14 protein-coding genes are annotated in these 18,376 nt (G+C 70.5%); 11 read left to right on the top strand and 3 right to left on the bottom strand.

Annotated features, from left to right (window positions below; all coding sequences use genetic code 11):
- The first annotated feature begins 134 nt into the window (after positions 1-134).
- The 7 genes from IF00_RS43920 to IF00_RS0120265 all read left to right on the top strand — a co-directional run bounded on the left by IF00_RS43920 (position 135) and on the right by IF00_RS0120265 (position 9,790).
- A complete protein-coding gene (locus IF00_RS43920) occupies positions 135-1,664 on the top strand; it encodes a gluconokinase, GntK/IdnK-type (protein ID WP_051820510.1) in 1,530 nt (509 codons plus the stop codon).
- Positions 1,665-1,696: 32 nt separating this feature from the next.
- Positions 1,697-2,614 (top strand): cyclase family protein, encoded by a 918-nt coding sequence (locus IF00_RS0120240; RefSeq protein ID WP_030319964.1) that lies wholly within the window; start codon positions 1,697-1,699, stop codon positions 2,612-2,614.
- 151 nt (positions 2,615-2,765) lie between these two features.
- Positions 2,766-4,346 carry a GMC oxidoreductase gene (locus IF00_RS0120245; protein ID WP_030319966.1) on the top strand — a complete coding sequence of 527 codons (1,581 nt, stop codon included), beginning with the start codon at positions 2,766-2,768 and terminating at the stop codon, positions 4,344-4,346.
- A gap of 167 nt (positions 4,347-4,513) precedes the next feature.
- On the top strand, positions 4,514-5,353 hold the full coding sequence (locus tag IF00_RS0120250) for an SDR family oxidoreductase (RefSeq protein ID WP_030319967.1): 840 nt from the start codon (positions 4,514-4,516) through the stop codon (positions 5,351-5,353).
- Between the two features lie 42 nt (positions 5,354-5,395).
- Positions 5,396-6,889, top strand: coding sequence for a cytochrome ubiquinol oxidase subunit I (locus IF00_RS0120255; protein WP_030319969.1), 1,494 nt, complete (start codon positions 5,396-5,398; stop codon positions 6,887-6,889).
- Positions 6,886-7,944: a cytochrome d ubiquinol oxidase subunit II gene (locus IF00_RS0120260; RefSeq protein WP_030319971.1), complete on the top strand. Its 1,059-nt coding sequence runs from the start codon at positions 6,886-6,888 to the stop codon at positions 7,942-7,944. Before IF00_RS0120255 ends, IF00_RS0120260 begins: the two co-directional genes overlap by 4 nt.
- Positions 7,945-8,005: 61 nt before the next feature.
- Positions 8,006-9,790, top strand: coding sequence for a cation:proton antiporter (locus IF00_RS0120265; RefSeq protein ID WP_030319973.1), 1,785 nt, complete (start codon positions 8,006-8,008; stop codon positions 9,788-9,790).
- 86 nt (positions 9,791-9,876) lie between these two features.
- Here IF00_RS0120265 and IF00_RS0120270 read toward each other — a convergent pair whose 3' ends face one another.
- The gene (locus tag IF00_RS0120270) at positions 9,877-11,727 is read right to left on the bottom strand and encodes a glycoside hydrolase family 15 protein (RefSeq protein ID WP_030319974.1); all 1,851 of its coding nucleotides are present in this window, start codon (positions 11,725-11,727) and stop codon (positions 9,877-9,879) included.
- A 257-nt stretch (positions 11,728-11,984) separates the two neighbouring features.
- On the opposite strand from IF00_RS0120270, the gene IF00_RS0120275 reads away from it, so the two are divergent.
- A complete protein-coding gene (locus tag IF00_RS0120275) occupies positions 11,985-13,295 on the top strand; it encodes a DUF2254 domain-containing protein (RefSeq protein WP_030319976.1) in 1,311 nt (436 codons plus the stop codon).
- A 170-nt stretch (positions 13,296-13,465) separates the two neighbouring features.
- On the opposite strand, the gene IF00_RS0120280 is transcribed toward IF00_RS0120275, so the two are convergent.
- On the bottom strand, positions 13,466-14,806 hold the full coding sequence (locus tag IF00_RS0120280; protein WP_030319978.1) for a helix-turn-helix domain-containing protein: 1,341 nt from the start codon (positions 14,804-14,806) through the stop codon (positions 13,466-13,468).
- A gap of 138 nt (positions 14,807-14,944) precedes the next feature.
- On the opposite strand from IF00_RS0120280, the gene IF00_RS0120285 reads away from it, so the two are divergent.
- Complete coding sequence (locus IF00_RS0120285; RefSeq protein WP_030319979.1) at positions 14,945-16,294, top strand: M64 family metallopeptidase; 1,350 nt, start codon at positions 14,945-14,947, stop codon at positions 16,292-16,294.
- 153 nt (positions 16,295-16,447) lie between these two features.
- On the opposite strand, the gene IF00_RS0120290 is transcribed toward IF00_RS0120285, so the two are convergent.
- Positions 16,448-17,239, bottom strand: coding sequence for an AfsR/SARP family transcriptional regulator (locus tag IF00_RS0120290; RefSeq protein WP_051820512.1), 792 nt, complete (start codon positions 17,237-17,239; stop codon positions 16,448-16,450).
- Positions 17,240-17,411: 172 nt separating this feature from the next.
- On the opposite strand from IF00_RS0120290, the gene IF00_RS0120295 reads away from it, so the two are divergent.
- Together IF00_RS0120295 and IF00_RS0120300 are read left to right on the top strand one after the other, a co-directional pair.
- Entirely contained in the window at positions 17,412-18,062 is a 651-nt protein-coding gene (locus IF00_RS0120295) for a hypothetical protein (protein ID WP_030319983.1), read from the top strand.
- 1 nt (position 18,063) lies between these two features.
- Complete coding sequence (locus IF00_RS0120300) at positions 18,064-18,372, top strand: hypothetical protein (protein WP_030319985.1); 309 nt, start codon at positions 18,064-18,066, stop codon at positions 18,370-18,372.
- Positions 18,373-18,376: the final 4 nt, after the last annotated feature.

Raw genomic sequence — 18,376 nt, forward strand, 5'->3', positions numbered from 1 at the left:
TACGGCCTTCCCTCCGTGCCGGAGGTCGCGGGTGCCGACATGCGCCGGGGGACGTCGGGGGTCAGATTGGAGATACCGAGCCGCCGGACGGGGATGTCTCGGCGGGCGGACGACATGGAGGAGCCTGTCAGACCATGGCTCGCGAAGAAGCGCCAGGTGAGCCGCCGCGGCTGGTTCTCGTCGTCGGCGTGGCCGGGTCGGGCAAGTCGACGGTGGGGCGTCTTCTCGCCGAGCGGCTGGGTTCGACCTACGGGGAAGCGGACGCCTTCCACTCCGAGGCCGACCGCGCCAAGATGGCCGCCGGCCATGCCCTCACGGACAGCGACCGGGAACCGTGGCTCGACGCGATCGGGGACTGGATGGACCGGACGACCTCGGCCGGTCAGCGGGCCGTGGTCACCTGTTCGGCGCTCAAGCGTCGCTACCGGGACAAGCTGCTCGCAGGGCGTCCCGACGCCGTTCTGGTGTACCTGCACGGCTCGCGCGAGCTCCTGGAGTCCCGGCTGGCCGCGCGCCGCGGTCACTTCTTCCCGGCGGACCTGCTGGACAGCCAGCTCGCGGACCTCCAGGAGCCGGGGCCCGACGAGCACCCGCTGGTGGTGGAGATCGACCAGCCTCCGGAGGCCGTCGTCACGGCCGTGCTGTCGCTGATGCGCCGCGCATCCGCTGCCGGGGTACCGGTGGACCGGCCGGGCGCGGAGCGGGCGCCTCACTCCGTCGTGCCCGACGGCCCTTCCGCGTCTCCCAGCCCCACAGGCGGGTCGTGGCTGTTGGTCCGGGGAGAGCAGAGCGCGGAAGTGGTCCAGCTCGGCGGCGCCCTGCGCGACTACGTCGTGAGCGGCCGACCGGTGCTGGACGGGTTCTCCACGGGCGCCGCCATCACCGGCGGGCGCGGGCAACTGCTCGTCCCCTGGCCGAACCGCGTGGGCGGCGGTCGCTACCGCTTCGACGGCAGGGATCTGCAACTCCCCCTGACCGAGGTGGAGAAGGAGAACGCGATCCACGGACTGCTTCGCTGGACCCTGTGGGAGCGGCTCGCCCGCACCGACGACTCGGTGACGCTCGGCACCACGCTCTGTCCCCAGCCCGGGTATCCGTTCCTCCTCGATGTCCGTGTCGAGTACCGGCTGGGGGCCGAAGGGCTCAGTGCCACGGTCCGGGCCACCAACACCGGTACCGGCCCCGCACCTTACGGTGTGGGCCAGCACCCCTACCTCACGGTCGGCACCGATCTCGTCGACGGCGTCGTGCTGACCGTCCCCGCGCGGAGCCTGCTGCGTACCGACGACAGGGGCCTGCCCATCGGCCAGGAGCCCGTCGACGGCACCCCGTACGACTTCCGCACCGCCCGCCCCATCGGCGACCTGCGGCTGGACACCGCCTTCACCGGACTCGACCGTGACCCTGACGGGCGGGCGGTCGTAAGGCTGGCGCACCCCTCAGGACTCCGGGGCGTCGATCTCCGGCTCGGCGAGGGCACGCGCTGGGTGCAGGTGTACACGGGCGACACCCTGGCCGAACCCGAGCGGCGGCGACGGGGGGTCGCCGTGGAGGCGATGTCCTGTCCACCGGACGCCTTCCGGAGCGGAACGGACCTCACCGTCCTGCAGCCGGGCGCGACCCACGTGCTCCGCTGGGGGCTGAGCCCCTGGGGGTACGCGTGACCGCGTCCGTTGAGCCGCCGGGGGCGGGCGACATGACCGTGCGCGATTTCCGGGCACTCTACGAGCGGCTCCGGAACCAGGCGGCGCCGCCGGCGGTGAACGGCCGGTGTGGCGCGCTCCGCCACCTCACACCCGAGCGGGTGGCGGCAGCGGCCTCGGAGGTCCGGCTCGGACGCACCGTGTCGATGGCGGCTCCGATCGAGACCGTACCTGGCCCCGACGACCCTGAGCCCGCGGTGCATCGCATGACCGGCCCCAGCCCGCGCGATCTCGGCTCCGACGCGCTCCACTTCGCCACCGACCGTTTCGCCATGAACGTGCACGGCGACGCGGACAGCCATCTCGACGCCCTCTGTCATGTGGTGTTCGACGGGGAGCTGTACGGCGGAGTGCCCGCGAGCACCCTGACGCCCGAGGGTGCCCGTCGGCTCGCCGTCGACCTGCTCGGGAACGGCATCGTCGGCCGGGGTGTCCTGCTGGACATCCCGCGGCTGCGTGGCGTGCCCTGGCTGGAACCGGGCGACCATGTGACCTCGGGCGACCTGACGGCCGCCGAGGCCGCGCAGGGAGTCCGTGTCGGACCGGGCGACCTCCTGTTCGTCAGGGTGGGGCATCGTCTTCGGCGCACCGAGCTCGGGCCGTGGGACTCGGCGCGGGCACGGGTGGGTCTGCACCCGACCGCCGTGGAGTTCCTGGCCGAACGCGAGGTCTCCGCTCTGGGCGGAGACGGCAACAACGACACCGCGCCCAGCGCCGTGGAGGGCATCGCCTTCCCCGTGCACGTCCTGGCCATCCACGCCATGGGGGTCCATCTCATGGACTATCTGCGGTTCGAGGATCTCGTCCCGGTCTGCGCGCGGGCCGGGCGCTGGAGTTTCCTCTGTGCGGTCGCCCCCCTGCGGCTGACGGGAGCCACGGGGTCGCCCGTGAACCCCATCGCGGTGCTGTGAACCGGCCCGGCGCCAGGGCCCGCCGCTCCGGTCGCCCTCCACGTGGAGGACGGCTACTTTCGAGACAGGTGGGGCCGCCTGACCATCGCCCCGCGGGGCACCAGGTGCCCGACATCAGGTCGGGGCCACGATTCCAAGGACGGTGGTCGCCGTGGGCGACGCCCCTCACTATGACGTCATCATCATCGGCACCGGCGCCGGCGGAGGTACCCTCGCCCACCGGCTCGCCCCGTCCGGCAAGCGCGTCCTCCTGGTCGAACGCGGCGGCTACCTTCCGCGTGAGCGGGACAACTGGGACTCGACGGCCGTGTTCGTCAGGGGCAAGTACCGCGCGCCGGAGTACTGGCTCGACAGGAACGGCGACGAGTTCCCGCCCGAGGTCAACTACTACGTCGGCGGCAACACCAAGTTCTACGGGGCCGCCCTCTTCCGGCTGCGCCCGGAGGACTTCGGCGAGATCCGTCATCACGGCGGCATCTCCCCCGCCTGGCCGATCCGGTACGAGGATCTGGAGCCGTACTACACCCAGGCCGAGCACCTCTATCTCGTCCACGGACGGCACGGCGAGGATCCCGGCGAAGGCCCGGTGAGCGCGCAGTACGCCCGTCCGCCGGTGGAACACGAGCCGCGCATCCAGCAGTTGAGCGACGATCTCGAGAAGCGCGGCCTGCACCCGTTCCACCTGCCGATCGGCGTCGATCTGAGCCAGGAGAACGGGGGGCGGGCCACCCACTCCAGCGTCTGCATCCGGTGCGACCGGGTGGACGGCTTTCCGTGTCTGGTGCGCGGGAAGTCCGACGCCGAGGTGATCTGCGTGGAACCGGCCCTGAAGCACCCCAACGTCGAGATGGTCACGCACACCCAGGTGGTCCGGCTGGAGACGGATGCCCGGGGACGCAGTGTCAGCGCGGTCGTCGGCCGGCTGGCGGACGGTTCCGAGGTCCGGTACACGGCGGACGTGGTGGTCGTCTCCTGCGGGGCGGTCAACTCCGCTGCTCTGCTGCTGGCCTCGGCGAACGAACACCACCCCCGTGGCCTCGCCAACAGCTCGGACGTGGTCGGCCGGTTCTACATGCGGCACAACAACCTCGCTCTGATGGCGGTGTCGAAGGAACCCAACGACACCCGGTTCCAGAAGACCCTCGCCCTCAACGACTGGTACCTCGGCGCGGACGACTGGGACTACCCGTTGGGCGGCATCCAGATGCTGGGCAAGTCGGACGCCGAACAGATCCACGGCGAGGCCCCCCGATGGGCGGGTGCGGTGACGCCCGACATGCCGTTCGAGGTGCTGGCGCGTCACGCCGTCGACTTCTGGCTGTGCGGTGAGGATCTCCCCCTGCCCGACAGCCGTGTCACTCTCGACGGCGACGCCCGGATCCGGCTCACGCTCGACGAGAAGAACAACATCGAGGGCCTGAAGCGGCTGAGGCACAAGCTGCAGGGAATGCTGGGCCACCTCGGCATGCACGAGCATCACCTGCTGTCCCGCAGCATCTACCTGCACAAGGGCATGCCGATCGGTGCGACGGCGCACCAGGCGGGCACCGTTCGCTTCGGCACCGATCCCGCCGCCTCCGCGCTGGACGTGAACTGCAAGGCGCACGACCTCGACAACCTGTACGTCGTCGACACGAGCTTCTTCCCGAGCATCGGCGCGGTCAACCCCTCCTTGACGGCCATCGCGAACGCCCTGCGGGTCGGGGACCACCTCGTGGCCCGGCTGGGCTGAGGTCGGCGCGGCCGGGTCCGCAGATGGCCCGTCCGGACGAAGATGCTGGGCTCAACGGCCCAACGGCGATGTGGAGGAGATGCCGACCGCCTCATCGGGTGATTGCGTGAGATGCCCGGCCGCGCCGGCTCCGGGCCCAGGGTGAGCGCGCAGCGAGGAGGCAGGGAATGGATTCCACTGTGGGGGCACCTCGGGATGTGATCCCGGCGCGTTTGCTCCAAGGCCAGAAGGCTCTGGTCACCGGTGCCAATTCGGGCATCGGCAAGGCCACGGCCATCGGTCTGGGCCGAGCCGGTGCCGACGTGGTCGTGAACTACGTGGCGGGGCGCGAGGCCGCCGAGGAGGTGGTCGCGGAGATCGCCTCGTTCGGGGTCCGCGCCGCGGCGTACGAGGCCGACGTGTCCCAGGAGGACCAGGTCGTCGCCATGATGGACCGGATGGTCAAGGAGTTCGGCACCATCGACGTTCTCGTGGCCAACGCGGGACTGCAGCGGGACGCCCGGCTCACGGAGATGACGCTCGCCCAGTGGCAGAAGGTCATCGACGTCAATCTCACCGGTCAGTTCCTGTGCGCCCGGGAGGCCGCCAAGGAGTTCCGGCGCCGAGGCGTGGTCACGGAGGTCTCCCGCTCCGCCGGGAAGATCGTCTGCATGAGTTCGGTGCACCAGCTCATCCCGTGGGCGGGTCACGTCAACTACGCGTCCTCCAAGGGCGGGGTGCAGATGATGATGCAGACCCTGGCCCAGGAGCTGGCACCCGAGAAGATCCGGGTGAACGCGGTCGCCCCGGGCGCGATCAGGACGCCGATCAATCGCGCGGCCTGGGAGACGCCGGAGGCGCGGGAGGACCTTCTGCGGCTCATTCCGTACGACCGGATCGGCGACCCGGAGGACATCGCGAACGCCGTCGTCGCGCTCGCCTCCGACCTCATGGACTACGTGGTGGGAACCACCCTCTACGTCGACGGCGGCATGACCCTCTTCCCCGGTTTCGCCACGGGCGGTTGACCGTCCCCCGGCCTGTCACGTTCACGAACAGCGAAGGCTTGCATGTCCACCTCGCTCCACCTGCTGGCGGATGCCCCGGCCCAACTCCTGCCGGCCCGGGAACTCATGGCCTTCACCCTGGCCTCTCACATCATCCTGGTCCCCCTCGGCGTCGCCTTCCCCTTCATCACCCTGGTCATGCACTACCGCGGGCTGCGGCGCAAGGACGCCACGGCCTTGCTCCTGGCGCGGCGCTGGTCGGCGGTGATGGCGGTGCAGTTCGCCCTCGGCATCGTCACCGGCACGGTGCTCTCGTTCGAGTTCGGGCTGCTCTGGCCCGGCCTGATGGGGCGGTGGGGTGATGTCTTCGGCATCGGATTCGGCGTCGAGGCCTGGGCCTTCTTCCTGGAGGCCGTGCTCATCGCCATCTACCTCTACGGATGGCGGCGGCTGAAGCCGCGGACGCACTTCCTCCTCGGCCTGCCCCTGCCCTTCGCGGCACTGCTCGGAGCGTTCGGCATCCTGGCCGCCAACTCCTGGATGAACACACCGCAGGGCTTCTCGCTCGACTCCGGCGGCAACCCGGTCGATGTGAACGTCTGGAAGGCGATCTTCACACCGATGTTCGGGCCGCAGTACTGGCACTTCGTCGTGGCGATGGTTCTCACCGCGGGCTTCGTGGTGGCAGGTGTCTACGCGACGGGCTGGCTGCGCGGCCGCCGGGACCGCTATCACCGGCTCGGCTTCGCCGTCCCGTTCACCATCGCCGCCGTCGCCACCCCGGTCCAGTTCGTCCTGGGCGACTCCATCGCCCGGTCGGTGTTCCACAAGCAGCCGGTGAAGTTCGCCGCGCTGGAGATCGTGTGGCAGACCGACACCCGGGTGCCGGAGTACCTCTTCGGGCGCCTGCACGAGGACGGTACCGTCTCGGGCGGCATCAAGATCCCCCTGCTCGACTCGGTGCTGGCCGGATTCAGTCCGGACACGAAGGTGGTGGGGCTGACCTCCGTCCCGGCGGACCAGCGCCCCACGGCCACTCAGGCGACCATCGCCCACTGGGCCTTCGACATCATGGTCCTGATCGGATCCGTGCTGGTGCTGCTCGCCCTCTGGTACGGGTTCGTCTGGCTGCGGCACCGTCGGCTGCCCGCCTCGGCGTGGTTCTACCGCTCGGCGGCCTGTGCGGGCGTGGCCTCCGTGGTGGCCGTCGAGTGCGGCTGGATCGCCACCGAGGTGGGACGCCAGCCCTGGATCGTGTACCAGAACATGCGGGTCGCCGAGGCGGTGACCTCGACCCGCTCCACCACCCTGTGGATCATGCTCGCTGTCGTGATGGTGGTGTACGTGTTCCTCTTCGGCTCGTTCCTCGTCATCCTGCTGAAGATGCGCACGCGGTGGCGCCTGACCGACCTGCAGCAGGCCTCGGCGGATACGGGCCCCCCGGAGGAGGACCTCCCCTACGGTCCGCGCGCCCCCGTCCCCGTGGGAGACGTCCCCGCGGGAGACGGCCCGCCCGCCGGAGACGGAGCCGGACAGTCCGGAGGTGACCGACCGTGACAGCCGACCTCATCGCCGTGGTCCTGCTGCTGGCCGTGACCGCGTACGCCTGCGCCGGTGGTACGGACTACGGGGCCGGCTTCTGGGACCTGACCGCCGGCGGAACGGAACGCGGTCGGCGCCCCCGGTGGCTCATCGACCACGCCATGGCTCCCGTGTGGGAGGTCAACAACGTCTGGCTGATCTTCGTTCTCGTCATGATGTGGACCGGCTTCCCCGTCCTGTTCCAGACCGTGTTCTCCGCGATGTGGCTCCCGCTGGCCCTGGCCGTCGTCGGCATGGTCCTGCGCGGTGCCGGATTCGCGCTCCGCAAGCCCTCTCGACAGCTCGCCGGCCGTCGCCTGTACGGTGCCCTGTTCGCCGTCGCCTCGCTCGTGACGCCGTTCTTCCTCGGTGCGGCCGTCGGCGGTATCGCGTCGGAACGCGTGGCACCGGGCACCGAGGCCTCGGCCGACATCTGGACCAGCCCCACTTCCCTGGTGTTCGGGCTCGTCGCCGTCGCGACCACGGCCTTCCTCGGCTCGGTGTTCCTGACCGGGGACGCCCGACGGTTCGACGCGCCCGATCTGGTCGACTACTTCCGGCGGCGGGCGCTGTGCAGCCTCGCCGTACTCACCGTGCTCGCGGTGGTCACCGGGTTCGTCACCCACGAGGACGCCCCCTACGTGTGGCGCGGACTCACCCACGGCCTGGGGTTGTTCTTCGTCGTCCTCGCCGGAGCGGCCGCCCTCGTCACCGTCTTCATGCTCCTGCGGCCTCCGAGCACCTGGATGCGCGTCACGGCGATCGGGGTCGTCGCGTCCGCCGTCATCGCCTGGGGTATGGCCCAGCGCCCCTATCTGCTCCCCACCTCGCTGACCGTGGCCGACGCCGCGGGCTCGCCCGCCACACTGACGTGGCTGGCGATCGTCACCCTGGTCGCCCTGGTGCTCGTCATGCCGGCCGTGGCCCTCCTCTACTGGCTCGACGCCCGCGGTGAGCTCGAAGAGCTCACCGACGCCGAGCTGCGCGGGGGGAGCAGCACCACGGGGGACGGTCCGTCACCCGGCCTCTGATCGCCCGTTCGCACGGCGTTCTGGCCGCCCCCGCACTCGCATTCCGAGGAAGGAAGCCGCTGTGACCGACGACGAGATCCTTCTCGGACTCGCCTTGACGGTGGTGCTCGCCACCGGATCGCAGATCCTGGCGAGCAAGCTGCGCGTCCCCGCCCTGATCATCCTGCTTCCCGTCGGGTTCACCGCCGGCGCGATCACGGACGTCATCGACCCGGAGAAACTGCTCGGACCGGACTTCTCCGCCATGGTGTCGCTGGCCGTCGCGGTGATCCTGTACGACGCCGGTCTCGGACTCGACCTGCGCAAACTGGCCCACCACACCCGGGGCATCGTGGGCAGGCTTCTCGTGTACGGCGTGCTGCTCACCTTCCTCGTCACCGGGGCGGTGGCACCGGCGATGTTCGACATGCCGCTGCGCGTGGCCGCGATGCTCGGCATGATCCTCGTCGTCTCGGGGCCCACGGTGGTGGGGCCGATCCTCGACTTCGTGCGGCCCAGCGACAAGGTGCGGCGCATCCTGATCTGGGAGGGGACGCTGACCGACCCGATCGGCGCCATCCTCGGCGCGCTCACCTTCCACGCGGTCGCCTCGTCGCACCACATCGACATCGGCCGGGGCTACCAGTTGGGCCAGTTCATGCTCAGCCTCGCCTTCGGGCTGGCGGGCGGGATCGTGGCAACCGCGCTGCTGTGGTTCACCCTGCGCACCCTGCGGCTCGGCGAGACCCTGGGAACGCTGGCGCAGCTCGCCATCGTGATCGGCGTGTCGGCGGGCTGTGACATCGTGCGGGACGACACGGGGCTCATCGCCGCGATCGTGGCGGGCCTCGCCGTCTCCAACATCCGCGGCTTCGACATGCCCGCGCGCCGCCCTTTCCTGGAGACCCTGGTCCAGCTGATCATCGGCCTGCTGTTCGTCTCCATCTCCGCCACCGTCACCCCGTCGTCCCTCGTGCCGGTTCTCCTTCCCGCGCTCGGCCTGGTCGCGATCCTCGTCCTGGTGGTCCGCCCGATCGTGGCCTTCGGCGCCGCGGCACGCACCGACCTCACCCGCGGCGAGCGCGCCTTCGTCGGATGGATGGACCCACGCGGCATCGTCGCGGCGGCGACGGCCTCGGCCTTCTCCGCCGGCCTGGTGCAACGGGGAGTGCCCGGGGCGGCGAAGATCCTCCCCGTCACCTTCCTGGTGATCGTGGGGACCGTTCTGCTCTACTCGCTGACGGCTGCGCCGATGGCCAGACGGCTCGGGGTCGTCAAGGAGGAGGGCACCCGCGTCCTTCTCGTGGGCGGTGAGCCGTGGGTGGTCGACCTGGGCAGGGCCCTGAGATCCGCCGGCCTCGACGTGCTGATGTGGGCGGGACTCGACGAGGAACGGGAACTGATCAAGCAGGCGGGCCTCGACCTGGCCAAGGGCGATCTGCTGGCCACGGCCATCAACCCCGGTGCTCGTCTGGAGGGCGTGACGGCCGTCTTCCTGGCCACCGACGACGACGACTTCAACGCGCTCGCCTCGATCGTGATGCAGGACAACGTCGAGGGCCCCGTCTACCGGGTGGGGCCGCCGCACGACAGTCACGGCGTGGTCGCCCCGTACACCGGCGGCGACATCCTCTTCGGGCGCTCCCTGGTCCGCCACGTCCTCGCGGAACGCTACGGGCAGGGCGCCCGGTTCATGGTGCAGCGGGCGGGCGACCCGACTCCGCCGGAGCACGACACGCTGTTCGTCGTACGGGCCGACCGCCGGCTCGACCCCGTCACCGAGCGAGGGGAGACCGTGCCGCAGGAGGGTGACACCGTCGTCCTCCTCGGGCCCGCGCCCACCACGACGACCGCTCCCCCGCTGTGAGAACCCGCTCGGCGTGTCCGCGGCCCTGGGCCCTGTCGTCACACTCCCGCCTGCCGCGAGCGACGACGGGAGTGTGACGACGGGACCTAGACACCGTCCGGCCGGTTCTCCTGGAGCATCGCGTCCAGGGTGATCGCCGCGTCGATCAGCGCCAGGTGCGTGAAGGCCTGGGGGAAGTTGCCCAACTGCCTTCCTGTCAGGTCGATCTCCTCGGAGTACAGTCCCAGGTGGTTGGCGTACGTGAGCATCTTCTCCAGCACCAGCCTGGCCATGTCGGTGCGTCCGGCGCGGGCCAGGGCGTCGACGTACATGAACGTGCACAGGGAGAAGGTTCCCTCGGAGCCGCGCAGCCCGTCGGGCGACGCCTCGGGGTTGTAGCGGTAGACGAGGCTGTCGCTGACCAGCTCACGCTCCATCGCGTCCAGAGTGGACTTCCACATCGGGTCGTCGGGGGTGATGAAGCCGACCGTCGGCATGCGCAGCAGCGACGAGTCGAGCACGTCGTCCCCGTAGTGCTGCACGAAGGCCTGCTTCCCCGGGTCCCAGCCACGGTCGTACACCTGCGCGTATATCTCGTCCCGCGCGTCGACCCAACGTCCGCCGGCCGCGGGACGGCCGTCGTCGTAGGCGATCCGCAGGGCGCGATCGAAGGCCACCCAGGACATCACCCGACCGTAGGTGAAGTCCTTCCGGCCCCCTCGCGTCTCCCAGAGCCCTTCGCCGGGCTGGTCCCAGTGGTCGACCAGCCAGTCGAGCAGGGTGTGCAGAGCCTTCCAGCCACCGTGGTCGAGATGCATGCCGTGCTCGTGCGCGAAGAAGATGCTGTCGAGGGCCTCGCCGTAGATGTCCAGCTGAAGCTGGGTCGCCGCTCCGTTGCCGATGCGGACCGGGGCGGAGCCGCGGTACCCCTCCCAGTGGCCGAGGGTCTCCTCGACCAGGTCGGCGGAGCCGTCGACCCGGTACATGATGTTCAGCGGCCCGGAACCGTTCTCCCGGCCGGCCTCCTGCTTCACCCGCGCGTGCAGCCAGTTGATGAACGAGGACGCCTCTTCCTTGAATCCCAGGCCCAGCAGGGCGTACACCGAGAACGAGGCGTCACGGATCCAGGTGAACCGGTAGTCCCAGTTGCGTTCCCCGCCCAGTTGTTCGGGGAGCCCCGCGGTGGGGGCGGCGACCAGGGCGCCGCTCGGCGCGTAGGTCATGAGCTTCAGCGTGATGGCCGAACGCTCCACCGCCTCCCGCCAACGGCCGGAGTAGGTGGACTGCGCCAGCCAGGAGCGCCAGAAGCGGACCGTCTCGTCGAAGAGGCTCTCGAACTCCTCCAGGCGGATCTCACGCGGCGGCCCACCGGGGGCGGATTCCATGACCAGGCCGCGCTGCTGGCCCGCCCGGAGGGTGAGGGAGAAGCGCAGGTCGTCGCTGGCGCCCGGGAGGACGCTCAGCAGCCGCTCGTCCTGCGGCTCACGGACGGCGTGGACGGCCAGAGCCAGGCCCTCCGAGACGAACAGGGCACCCTCCTCCGAGATGTGCAGTTCGTGCGGCTTGCGACCGTAGTCGAAGCGTGGAGCGATCTCCCCTTCGAACGTCATGCTGCCGCGCACGCAGCGGAGCATGCGAACGATGCGGTGCCGGTCCGTCGCGGTGCTTCCGGTCACCGGCATGAAGTCGACGACCTCCCCCGCCCCGCCCTCCGTCATGAAGCGCGTCACAAGGACAGCCGTGTCGGGGTGGTAGAGCTGTTTGGTCGTGTACGTGTCCGCCACCGGCCGCACGGTGAAGTGGCCACCCTTACGCCGGTCGAGCAGAGAGCCGAAGACACTGGGCGAATCGAACCGGGGGCAACAGAACCAGTCGATCGTCGCATCGGTCGTCACGAGCGCCGCGGTCTGCAGATCACCGATCAGACCGTGGTTCTCGATCAGGGGGTATTCCTCCATCGCGGGCCCCTTTCAGCCGCGGTCGACCCCATGCCGACGCCTGCGCGCCGGGGGGTGAGGCGGACCGGACGGCACCCGATCAGCTTAAGTCGACGGTGTCGCCCCGTCCTGGCGAGAGCGTGACGCGGGGTGACGACCCCGCCGCTGCGCGCGGGTCCGGGTATCGCCCTACCGTGAGGTGAAGCAAGTCCCTTCGGGGGAAGCCGCCGTCACGTGGCGCCTCACGAGTACGTACTCCTCCCGACAAGGAGCGTGGCATGGGTGTCGTGACGTCCTGGGCGGACAGGTTCAGGTTGCGGCAGTACGTCAAGGCCAGCCTGTGGATCGTGCCGATGATCGGTCTCGTCCTCGGCGCTCTTCTGGCCGAGGCCGCCCTCGCCGTCGACAGCGCGGACTGGCCCAGCGGCTGGCACTACTCCGCCACGACCGCGAGCGGCGTGCTCACCGCCATCGTGGGCGCGATGGTGGCGCTGCTCGGGTTCGTCGTCACGATCGGCGTACTGGTCGTGCAGCAGGCCACGGGGACCCTCTCCCCCCGGTACATGCGCCTGTGGTACCGGGACCGGCTCCAGAAGGCGGTTCTGGCGACCTTCACCGGGACGTTCGCGTTCTCCTTCTCCCTGCTGCGCAGCGTCGAATCCGCATCGGTCCCCGACCTCGGGGTCACCCTGGCCGGCGCGGCGGTGGCCGTCAGCCTGGTACTCCTGCTCATCTACCTCAACCGGTTCACCCACAGCCTCCGACCGGTGGCCATCGCAGACCTGGTCGCGCGCATGGGAAAGAACGTCTTCACCGGCGGCGCCGCGGCGATCCGGGGCGCCGCGCCCCACGGAGACGGAGCCGTACCCTCCGACGGTTCGGTGCTGCAGATCCGTACGGAGCGCGGCGGGGCCATTCAGGCCTTCGACGTGCCCGGTCTGATCGCGGAGGCGGCCCGTCACGAGTGCGTCTTCGTCGTGACCCGGCTGATCGGTGACTTCGTACCTCCCGGCACCGTGCTGGTGGAGGTCCGTGGGGGCACGTCCAGGCCCGACCCGGAGCGGGTGAACAGTCTCGTCGCCCTCGGGGCCGAGCGCACGATCGAACAGGATCCCGCCTTCGCGCTGCGCATCCTCGTCGACATCGCGATCAGGGCCCTCTCCCCCGCGGTGAACGACCCCACGACCGCGGTGCAGGTCATCAACTACATCGAGTGGTTCCTGCACACGGTCGGAAGAACACGGCTCCCCGGACGTTACGTCCTGGCCGACCGCGACGGGGACGCCCGGCTCGTGCTCCCGGGCCGGGACTGGGACAACTACCTCGAGCTCGCCGTCTGCGAGATCCGTGAGTACGGAGGCTCGTCCGTGCAGATCTGCCGGAGGCTGCGGGCCATGCTCGACGGTCTGCTCGACGCTCTGCCGTCCTCGCAGCACCCCGCCGTGCGCGCGCAGTCTCTGCTCCTGCAGGAGGCGGTCGAGCGCGAGTTCACCGACCCGGCCCGCCGGGCCGTCGCGGAGCAGGCCGACCACCAGGGCATCGGCGGGCGGCAGGACGGTCCTGGAGGGGCCAAGTTCAGGGACGCGTGACCATCCGCTGCGGGCGGGAACGACCGCCGGGCAACCGCGATGCTCGCGGGAGGCGCCTGGTCCCGACACCCCCGGCGAGCCGGGAGAGGCCCTTTCTCACGGTGTCGACCGTCCGCCGCGCGGACCCGGCGGACCTGTGCGACGTCATCCTCGCCAGGTCGAACCGGCCGTCAGTGCCGCGGGAACGCCACTGCCGTCGGAGCCGGCCCCAGCGTCGTCGTGCCAGGGGGTGACCTGTGCCCAAGACCCGTGCGGTACGCGTCCAGAGCGGCCTCGGTACGGCCGCCGCGGCGCAGAAGGTCCCCCAGCAGACGGCACAGATCGGCGAGGTCGCCGCTCGCTCCGCTGCGCTCCAGCAGCCCCAGCGCCATGACGTAGTGCTCCTCGGCGGTCTCGCTGTCCCCCCTCTCCTCGGCGATCAGCCCGAGCAGCCTGTGCGCCCCTCCCGCGTGCACCGCGCCGTGCCGGTCACCCGGCTCGAGAAATGCGGAGAGCAACTCCGACGCCTCGCCGTGCCGCCCGAGCCGCCGCAGGACATCGGCGAGCTCCACCTCCACGTGCGCGGTGAACAGCGCAGCGCGCTTGACGTTCAGCATGTCCCGGGCTGCGCGCAACTCCTGTTCGGCCGACTCCAGTTCTCCGTTCTGCGCCTGGACGTAGCCGCGCATCCAATGGCAGTGCGCTAGATCGGTCCGCAGGCTCAGCTGCTGGTAGATCGCCTGCGCCCTGGCCAGTGAGGCGTCCGCGTCGGCCGTGCGCCCCTCGGCGAGGAAGGTGCGGGCCACCTGCCGGTGCATGCCCGCCACCAGCGCCGGGTCGTCGACCTGCGGAGCCAGCGCCAGGGCGAGCTCGGCGGCGTGCGCGGCACGGGCGTGGGCCCCCATGTCCATGTACGGGCCGATCACGGCGGCGTACAGGATGACCAGCGCCTCGGGGTCGGCGAGGCCGCTCGCGCCGAGCTCGTCGATGGCGGACTCGAGGAGGTAGCAGGCGTACCGCAGCTCGCCGGCCAGGAGGTGTGCGACGGCGCGCCCCCGGATCGCGCGTGCGCGGCGGGGCAGCGGCTCCTCGGCGAGCAGCCGCTCGGCTTCCTGGAAGTACCTTCCCGCGTCGACCAGTTCACCGGTTTCCAGGGCACAGTCGCCGAGTCCGAGCAGCGCCTCGGCCCGCTCGGGGACGAGGCCGAGGTGCTCCGCGTCGGCGAGCAGGCGACGGTAGCCGACGGCGGCCTCCTCCGCCGTCCCGGTGGCCAGCTGCCGGCGCGCGTCGACGAGAGCGAGCCGCAGTTCCGTGGCGAGGTGTGCGGGCCTGCCGGTGGCCAGCTCCTCGTACGACGTACCGAGCCGCTCCGCGAGGAAGCGCAGCGCGGTCTCGGAGGGCCTGACCCTGCCCGACTCCAGCGTCGACACATAGGCGGGGGTGTACGAAGGCTCAGCCAACTGTCGTTGTGTCAGCCCGCGTTGAGCGCGCAGCCGCTGCACTCGATGGCCGATCGTGGCCGGATCGTCCATGGGGACCCCCTGGTTCGTGAACTGCCCAGTATCCAGAAGCAGTAGGCATTGCGCACGCCCCCGCCTTCCCCCTAGGTTAAGCGACTCGTTCAGCACATTTACTGATGCACTTAACTCGCCTGGCAAGGGGCTGATTTCATGCGTTCAGCACGACGAGGGGCCATGGCGGTCGGAGTGACCGTCGCCCTCACGGCCGTACTCGCCGCCTCACCCGGCAGCGCCGCCGCGGACCCGACGGCACCCCCCACGGCCGGAGTCGAGGTCGAGATACCGGGGCCGGAACACGGGACGCTCGCCGGCTACGGCCACACGCGTGTGCCGCCGGAGGGCCGGAACCAGGCGGCCTCCCGGCTGACGGCGACCGAGGTGGCCGCCGACGGCGAGGTGGCCAAGATGGTCGACAACGGCCCCAGCGCCGACCGGCTCGACATCGTCGTCGTCGGAGACGGCTACACCGTCGCCGAACTGCCCCGCTTCCACGCCGACGCCCAGCGGAAATGGGCCGAGCTGACGGCCGTCGAGCCGTACACCACCTACCGCAACCTCTTCAACGTCTGGACCGTCGACGCCGTCTCGAACCAGTCCGGCGTCTCCGGGGACCCCTCACCCGGCACCGTCCGCGACACGGCCCTCGGCTCGTACTTCTGGTGCGACGACATCGAGCGGCTGCTCTGCGTCGACCAGGACAAGGTCGACGGATACGTCGCGAAGGCGCCGGAGGCCGACCTGGTGCTCGTCCTCGCCAACAGCACCAAGTACGGCGGCGCGGGCTACAACGAGCCGAGCGAGACCCTCGGTTACGAGGGCATATCGACGGCCTCGGCGGGCAACGAGAAGTCCGGCCAGGTCGCGATCCACGAGACCGGCCACTCCCTGGGCAAGCTCGCCGACGAGTACTTCTACTCCGACTACCCCGGCTACGAGCGGTACCTGGGCCCCGAGCCCGCCGACTCCAACATCACCACCCTGACCGCCGACGACATGGCCGACCGGGGCACCAAGTGGCACCGCTGGCTCGGTGAGCAGTCTCCCGACGGCGGCACCGTCGGCGCGTACGAGGGCGGCGGCTACTACGTCACCGGGCTGCGGCGCCCCACCGAGGACTCCCTGATGCGCTCCCTCGGCAAGCCCTTCAACCTGCCCGGAGTGGAGGCGATGATCGCCGGCTTCTACCGCAAGGCGCGCATCGCCTCCCCCGTCACGGCCTCCGATCGCACCCTCCGCGCGGGCGACACCGCCAAGGCCCTCGTACCCCGGCTGGCCGGGGCGGACGGGCGTCAACTCACGATCCGCTGGTATCTGGACGGGCGGGAGATGAAGTCCCTCGCGGGCCGCACCGACGTACGGGTGTCCGACCTGGCCCTGCGACTGCTCGACCTCCGGAGGCACACACTGTCCCTCACGGCCGAGGACCGTACGCCCTCGGTGCGGGACCGCGGCATCGCCCGGACGATGAGGTCCACGGTCAGCTGGACGGTCCGGCTCTGAGGAGACCGCACGGATGCGGACCGGGACCTGGCCCGGGCCAGGTCCGGGGACGGGGACGTCACGGGCCCACCACGCGGGGCCGAGGCCGCGAACAGGGCCGTCGCGGTATCAGGCGTGGGGCTCATGACGGGTTCCATGAGCGGTACCCGACGATCAGGGGTGGGTCTCCGAAGGAAGCGTGAGCATGCTCGCCGTGGCAGGGGTCGGTGAGACACCCAACTCCTGCCTGAGCACCTGGCGGCAGGTCGCGTACGCGCGCCGGGCCTCGCCGATGTTTCCTTCGGCGAGGTGGATGCGGATCACCGACCGGTGGGCGCTCTCGCGAAGGACATCCAGGCGTAGCGTGGCGAGGGCGACCTCCAGGGCGAGCCCGAAGCGGCCCTCGGATGTCAGCCGTTCCGCGAGGGACTCCTGCAGATGCAGTTGGAGTTGGCGCAGTCGCTCCCGTTCGCCACTGAGCCACTCCTCCTCCCAGTCCGGGAGCAGTTCGCGGGCGTCCCCGAGCATGTGCTGCAGCGGGGCGAGGGATGACGGAGTCTCCTGGAGCGCGGCTCTGGCCCGCCGTACCAGAGTCTCTACGTCCACCACGACGGAGGCGGCCAGCCCGGCTTCCGCGGTCGTGGTGGCGACGAGTCCGGGCACCGCCTGGTTCACGCGCCAGATGGCGGTGCGGAGACTCGCCAGTGCTCGGTCCTCCGTGGAGTCCGGCCAGAGGGTTCCCGCCAGGCGGCTGCGGCTCATCCGCCCTTGGAGCGCCAGCAGCGCGGTCATTCGCTGGGCGCCGGCCGGAAGCCGGACCTCTCGGCTGCCCACCTGCAGCCGGAAGGCCCCGAGGAGAGTCAGAGATGTCGCATCGGTGGCGAACGGGGCCATCTGGCCGTGGTGATCGGTCCCGATTCGGCGGCTGTCGACGGAGCTGCCATGGGCGGATGCCCTGTCTGGCATGGCTTTCCCCTCGTGCTGGACGCGCCCGAAAGATCAATGCGAATACTGCTATTCAGGAAAGAATCTGTCAAAAACCGACATGGTCCGGTCGGGCGTACGTTGCGCACCCTGTCGCGCCCGCCGTGACGTGCACGTGACGGCGGGGTGACGGGCCACGGACATGCTGCTCTCCATGAGCAGCTTCCCGGGCAGCCCGCGCACCCTGCGCGGGGCCGTCGTCGCAGTCGACGCCAGTAGTCCACTGTCCCGGCTCGCTGTCTTCCAGTACAACCCCGACCAGGTCGTCCGCACACTGCGCCCCCGAGGCGCCCCGGCGTCCCATTCCGCCACCGCCGCGGATCCCCATGCGCTGTGGGGCGCGCCCGTGGAGACCTTCTCGCTCACGATCGACATCGATGCCACCGACCAGCTGGAGCACGGCGATCCAGTCGCCTCACTCACGGGGATCGCCCCCCAACTGGCCACGCTGGAAATGCTGCTGTACCCCGGGGTCGCCACGGTCATCGAGAACGCGGCCCTGTTGAGCGCCGGCGCCATCGAGATCCTTCCCATGGAAAGCCCTCTGACCCTGCTGGTCTGGGGGCCCGGGCGGGCGGTTCCCGTCCGCATCGAGAGCCTCACCATCACCGAACAGGCTTTCTCACCGGCGCTGTTCCCCACCAGAGCTTCGGTCGAACTGTCCGCGCAGGTGCTCACTTACAACGACCTGCCGGCCGGCGACCCGGGCTATGCCCTCTTCCTGGTGCACCATGTGCTGAAGGAGACGATGGCTGTGGTGGCCGGCGTGTCGGGTGCGGCCGCCGCGGTCTCGGCCGGGCTCTGAGATGGCCTCCGGAATCAGCCGGTACGACGGTACCGGGATCGCGACCACCACCGTCCGCGAGGCGGACGGTGGTGAACGCCGGGTGCGCTACCTGCGGAGGCGTGCTGCTCCCCGTCCCAGTGCCGGGCGTCCGCTCGCGGTCCACCGGGTGGCCGAGGGCGACCGGCTCGACCTGGTCACCCACCGCTACCTCGGGGACCCCCTCGCCTTCTGGATGATCGCCGACGCCAACGCGGCGCTGGACCCCGACGAACTGGTGGGCCCGCAGGCCGTCGGAACTCTCCTGGCGATCCCGGCACCGGGAGGGTGACCAC

The sequence above is a fragment of the Streptomyces flavochromogenes genome (assembly GCF_000717595.1).
Classification (GTDB): Bacteria; Actinomycetota; Actinomycetes; order Streptomycetales; family Streptomycetaceae; genus Streptomyces; species Streptomyces flavochromogenes.